At 70.6% G+C, this 5,905-nt stretch carries 3 protein-coding genes and 1 pseudogene; 1 reads left to right on the top strand and 3 read right to left on the bottom strand.

The genetic code is table 11. The features are described 5' to 3' along the window. From nrfD to FV223_RS18180, 3 genes are all read right to left on the bottom strand, one after another. On the bottom strand, positions 1 to 1,487 hold a 1,487-nt coding region (gene nrfD / locus FV223_RS18170), incomplete at its 3' end, for an NrfD/PsrC family molybdoenzyme membrane anchor subunit (protein WP_147728337.1). Between the two features lie 4 nt (positions 1,488 to 1,491). Then, positions 1,492 to 4,437 (bottom strand): TAT-variant-translocated molybdopterin oxidoreductase, encoded by a 2,946-nt coding sequence (locus FV223_RS18175; protein WP_147728338.1) that lies wholly within the window; start codon positions 4,435 to 4,437, stop codon positions 1,492 to 1,494. 16 nt (positions 4,438 to 4,453) lie between these two features. Continuing rightward, entirely contained in the window at positions 4,454 to 5,113 is a 660-nt protein-coding gene (locus tag FV223_RS18180; protein WP_147728339.1) for a cytochrome c3 family protein, read from the bottom strand. A gap of 353 nt (positions 5,114 to 5,466) precedes the next feature. On the opposite strand from FV223_RS18180, the pseudogene FV223_RS18185 reads away from it, so the two are divergent. Further along, positions 5,467 to 5,905 (top strand): annotated as a pseudogene (locus FV223_RS18185) (hypothetical protein); the annotation flags it as partial.

Below are 5,905 nucleotides of genomic sequence, written 5' to 3' on the forward strand. Positions count from 1 at the left end.
GGCGCGTCCTCCGTCCCGTCCCGCTCGCTGGCAAGCGGCCGCGCCTCGGCCTCCTTCACCGCCCTCCGCTCGGCCGCCGCCGGCACGACGGCGAGCGCCAGGCGACGGCTTTCGGTGATTGAGACCGCCGGCAGGTAGCGCAGGAACAGCAGCAGCAGCGTCAGGAACAGGCCGACGGAACCGGCGAAGGTGGCGACGCCCCAGATCGTCTCGCTGTAGGCCAGCCGCGAGGAGGGCAGGAAATCCTGGGCCAGCGTCACCACGAGGACCATGACGTGGTCGGCGTAGGCGCCGATCGCGATCAGGACGCCGATCAGCGCGACCGCGAGCGGCGACCGGCGCAGGCGGGCCGACCAGAACGCCTGTGCCGGAATCAGCAGGCACGCGACGACGGTCCAGAAGGCCCAGGCATGGGCGCCCGTTATCCGCCGGATCAGCACGTCGCGTTCCTGCTGGTCGCCGTGCAGGAACGTCGAAAAGAACTCGGTGGCGTAGCAGTACAGGCTGGCGCATCCGAGGCAGAGCATCAGCCGGGCGAGGATCTCGAGGTGCCGTGCCGAGATCAGCCCGTCGAGTCGGTAGACCGAGCGGATCAGCACCACGATCGCGGCGGTGACGCCGACGCCCGAGAACACGGCGTTGACGAGGAAGGTCACCGGCAGGATCGTGTCGTGCCAGCCCGGCATCACCGAGCCCGCGAGCATCACCGAGGCGCCGGTCTGGAGCGAGACCACAAGCAGCACGCCGAGCAGCGCGATGGTGCGGTAGGCCTGCGACCAGAGCTGCCAATGCGCCGCCGATCCGCGCCAGCCCGATGCGACGATCCCGTAGGCCTGCGCCTTCAGGAGCGACCGCTTCCGAGGGCGGCCGTGGGCCTTCTCCTGCGCCAGCGCATCCTCGACGGCGCGGTCGCGCAACGACGCGAGGTCTGGCAGCAACCCGATGTACCAGAGGCTGACGCAGACCACGAGGTAGGACACGATGTCGATCGCGTCCCACAGGAGCGGCGAGCGGAACTGCGGCCACAGGTCGTAGGTGTTCGGATAGGGCAGGTTCCAGAAGAAGAACCACGGCCGGCCGAGATGGATGATCGGGTAGAGGCCGGCGGCGCAGGTGCAGAGCAAGGCGACCGTCTCGGCGACCCGGTTGACGGCGCCGCGCCATTCCGCCCCGAGCAGGAGCAGCACCGCGGAGACGAGGAGGCTGCCGCTGGCGACGCCGATCCACCAATCGTAGCTCGCGATGTCGAGCGCCCAGACGACGGCGTTGTTGTTCCCCCAGATGCCGACGCCCGTCAGGAGCAGGTAGCACAGCACCCCGCCGAACAGGCCGAGCAGGGCGAGCGCGCCGGCGAAGGCGATCCACCAGCGGCGGTTCAACGGATGCGTCAGCGGGACCGAAGCGACGGCGCGACCGATGCCGTGCAGCGTCGCGTCGGGGCCGATCAGGCCGGTGCCGGATGGTGGCTGGAGCGTGGCTCCCGACATGGCGTCAGCCCTCCTTCGCCGGCGGCGCGAGGCTCGCGAGGTAGGTCGTCCGCGGGCGCGTGTTCAGCTCGCCGAGCAGAGCGTAGTTGCGGCCGTCCGCCCGCGCCGCGGCGATCCGGCTGCGGGGGTCCGAGAGGTTTCCGAAGGTGATGGCGCGGGTGGGGCAGGCGCCCTGGCAGGCGGTCTCGACGGCACCGTCCGGGATCGGCGCGTGCGCGTCCTTGGCGGAGTCGATGCGGGCCGCGGCGATGCGCTGGACGCAGTAGGTACACTTCTCCATCACGCCGCGGGCGCGCACCGTCACGTCGGGATTGCGCTGCTGCTGCGCCACCACCGGCATGTCGCCGGTATAATCGAGATAGTTGAAGCGCCGGACCTTGTACGGGCAATAGCTCTGGCACGTCCGCGTGCCGACGCAGCGATTGTAGACCTGCAGGTTCAGGCCCTCGCTGTCGTGCAGCGTCGCCTCCACCGGGCAGCCGACCTCGCAGGGTGCGTTCTCGCAATGCATGCACGGCACGGGCTGGAAATGCGTCTCGGGCGCATCGAGCGTGCCCGAGAAGTAGCGGTCCACCCGCAGCCAGCCCATCCATCGGCCGCGCTCGACCTCCTCGCGCCCGACGACCGGGATGTTGTTCTCGGATTGGCAGGCGGTGATGCAGGCGTTGCAGCCGATGCAGGAATCGAGGTCGATCGCCATGGCCCAGGCGGCCTCCGCGCCGCGTTCTGCGGCTGCGGGCTTCGGGTAGAACGAGGCCAGCTCGTAGGCCTTCGCATCGCCGACCGGCTTCGCGCCCTGGTGCTGGACGCGGACGAGATCCATCCCCTCCATCGTGCCGAGATCCTGGGTGGTCGCGGGCATCCGGCGCTGGCCGGTCGCGGCGAGCGTCGCGCCCTCCAGCAGCCATGGGTCCATCGCCGGCCGCAGCACGTTGGCAGCGTATCCCAGGCCCTTCGCGAGGTGGTCGGGCACGTTGCGCCCGTAGCCGAGCCCGAGGCTGACCGTGTTCTCGGCCTGCCCGGGCGTAATCCAGACCGGACCTTCGATCGCGCGCCCGTCCGCGGCGATGCGCACGATGTCGCCGTTGGCGAGCCCACGTCGCTCGGCGAGCTTCGGGCTGACACCGACGACGTTTTCCCAAACGATCTTCGTCAGGGGCTTGGGCAGTTCTTGCAGCCAGCCGAGATCGGCCAGTGTCCCGTCCCAGATGGTGGGGTCGGGGCGGAACACCACCTCGATGGTCTCCTGCGGCGCTTCCGGAGGCTTTGCCGGCGCCGAGGCGGCCTCAGTCAGCACCGTCGTCTCGGGCTTGGCCGCGCTGTCGGGCAGGAAGCCGCTGCGCAGGGCCTCCTCGAAGCGGGCCTGGAACGTGGCGTCGGTCTCGGATTCGCCGCGCATCCGCTGCTTCAGCAGATCGAGACCGTTGCCGATCGTGCCCCGGTCGAGGAAGCCCAACAGCTCGTTGGCGGCGCGGCCGTTGTAGAGCGGCGCGACGGTCGGCTGGATCAGGCCGACGGTGCCGTCGAGGGAGCGGGCATCGCCCCAGGATTCGAGCGGATGCGCCAGCGGCAGGTGCCAATCGGAATGGGCCGCGGTCTCGTCGAAGTAGAGGCCGGCATGGATCTTCAGCGGCACGCGCTCCATGGCCTGCGCGAAGTCGAGGGCGCCCGGCGCCTCGTAGACCGGGTTCACGCCGAGCACGATCAAGGTCTCGACCGAGCCCTCCGCCATGGCGGTGCTGAGGTCGCGGAGCGTCCCGGCGCCGATCGCCTGGGCCGGTGCGGTGTGCCGCACCGTCGTGCCGGCGTTGCCCAAGGCGCCGTTGAGCCGGTGGACCAGGGCATGCAACGCCGGGGAGCCGCTGAGCCCGGTGGTGACGATGCCGGCGCCGCGGGCCGCGTTCAGCGCAGCGGATGCACGCTCGAGCCAAGCCGCCGACGCGTCGTCGGCGGAGGGTGCTGTTCCGCCCTCGGCGAGGCTCAGCAGGTCCCGCGCCAGGGCTTCCATCCGCGTGGCGGCGACCGCGATCCCGTAGTCCGCCTTGGCGCTGGTCAGCGTCGGCGTCGCCGCGGCGGCGTGAAGGGTGAGGAGGTTGCCGGCCGCGTAGGATGCCTTTCGCGCGTCGCTCCAGCGCCGCGCCAGCCCGACCTGCCCGGGGCCGAGGTCGAGCATGTCCCCGTCGAGGGACACGATGGTTCGCGCCTTGGCGAACTCGGGAAGCGTCTCGAACGGCCGGCCGAAGGCGCGCCGGGCTCCTTCGTAGAGGCCGTCGCGCGCGACGCCTGCGCTGACGTACCAGCGCATCGCCGGATAGGTCTTCCGCATCCGCGCGATCTCGGCCTCGAGCGACGGCGAGGTCACCGGGCCGGTAAGCAGGGCGAGGCCTTCGCCGCCCTTCGCCTGCCAAGCCGGCATCTGCGCCAGCATCGCGCCCTGGAAGGCGGCCCACGAACTCGGCCGCCCGATATGCTGCACCGCCTGCGAGCGGAACGGATCGTAGAGGCCGAGCACCGAGGCCTGCGCCAGCACGTCGGTGCCGCCCAGGCTCCAGGGATGGTCGGGGTTGCCCTCGATCTTCAGTGGGCGGCCGTTCCGGGTGGTGACGAGGATGCCGTTGGCGAACCCGTCGAGCAGCGCCGACGAGGCGTAGCTGAGCGGCGCGCCGGGCAGGATCCGCTCGGGCGCGTTGACGTAGGGCAGCTCGTAGTGCCGCCCGTCGCTCGAGTCGCAGGCGGACAATCCGGCAAGCGCGAACGAGGCGGCCATCAGCTTCAGGAAGCCGCGCCGCTCCGGCGAGGCCGCGAGCCGCGCCGCGGCGGGAAACTCGGCCTCCAGGTAGCTTCGGAACTCGGGCGTGTCGGCGACCGCGTCGAGGCTGCGCCAGAAGGCCGGCCCGTCGCCGGACGCCAGGCGCGCGCGGATCGCGCCGATGTCGTGATGCCCGGTCATGTGCGGTCCGTCCCCATCAGCGATGACAGATCGCGCATTCGGTCAGGCGCTCGCCCCCCCGGATGTGGTTCTTGGCGACGAGCTCGGGCCCGAGGGTCGCCTGATTCTCAGGCGGCTTCCACGTCATGTTCCAGACCTGCTCCTGCGGGCGGACGTACTTCGCCGGATCGCGGTGGCAGTCGAGGCAGAACTGCATCTCGAAGGCGTTGGCGCGGTAGGTCATCTGCATGCTGGTCACGTCGCCGTGGCAGGTCGAGCAACCGATCCCCTTCGTCACATGGACCGAGTGGTTGTAGTAGACGTAGCTCGGCAGCTTGTTCAGGCGTACCCATTGAAGCGGCTCGTCGCGCGCGAAGCTGTCGCGCACCGGCTTCAGCATGTCGGACCCGGTCCAGATCTGCGAATGGCAGGTCATGCAGGTGTGGGTCGGCGGAATGCCGGCGGTCGCCTGGGTCTCCACCGTCGTGTGGCAGTAGCGGCAGTCGACCCCGAGCTCGCCGGAATGATGCTTGTGGCTGAACGGCACCGGCTGGGCCGGGGCGACCCCGACGTCGGTGACGTAATCCGAGCGCACGATCCCCGCCGCGACGATCGGGATGCCGGCAAGGCACGCCACGCCGGTGAGCAGGGCGAGCCGGTAGATCGCGTCGGCGCCCGGCGAGAACAGCTGCGCCATCAGGCGATGGCCCGCGGGCGCCGAGACCGCCGCATGTCGTCGGTGGAGAGCGTCACCAAGATGTTCGACCCTGCCTCGCCATGCCCGCAGCCCGGTCCCGCAAGGTTGACCCGGTCTGCACCGTCAAAGCAATGCGACGGAGGTTCGCTCTTGCCCGGCCGATGCCACGCGCTATGGAAGAATTCCAAGCTGAGCGACAGGGGGCGATTGGCCGCGTTTTCCGCCGGCGTGCGCAGCGTGCGGTGGCGCGCTTTTCGCGGGACCGAAGAGCGCTTATGCGCTGGGAGGCGGCGTGCGATCCGGCGGCCGCCCGGGACCGGCCGATGCGAAAGCCTTCGATCACGTGAGCGGCCATGGAGCCTGATCCGATCGTTCTCGCCTGGCGCGCCGCGGTCGCGCTGGCGCTCGGCCTCGGCGGCCCGCTCTGCATCCTCGCCCTGCTCTGCCTGCGCGACCTCGTCCACACCCTGGGACACGACGAGGCGACGGCACTGGTCTTCTTGCGCGTCGCCATCGCCCGCACGGCCGACGATTTCGTCCTGGTTCCGGGCTGGAGCCTGGCGCCGCTTGACCTCGAACGCGCAGCCTTCTTCGGTCTCTCCGCCTGCGCGTTGGCGCTCGCCGGCCTCGGCTGGTTCGTCGCCGCCCTGAGCTTCTCGGCCCAGAGCCGTGCGGGCGATGGCGACGCGCAAGAAGACCAGTGCCGTCGCCTCGTCGTGTCCCAGGGTGTGGACGAGGTCGCGCAGGCAGAGCAGGGCGAGGATGCAGAGCGGGCCGCCGAGGCCGAGCGCC

This window comes from Methylobacterium sp. WL116 (genome assembly GCF_008039455.1).
Lineage (GTDB): Bacteria > Pseudomonadota > Alphaproteobacteria > Rhizobiales > Beijerinckiaceae > Methylobacterium.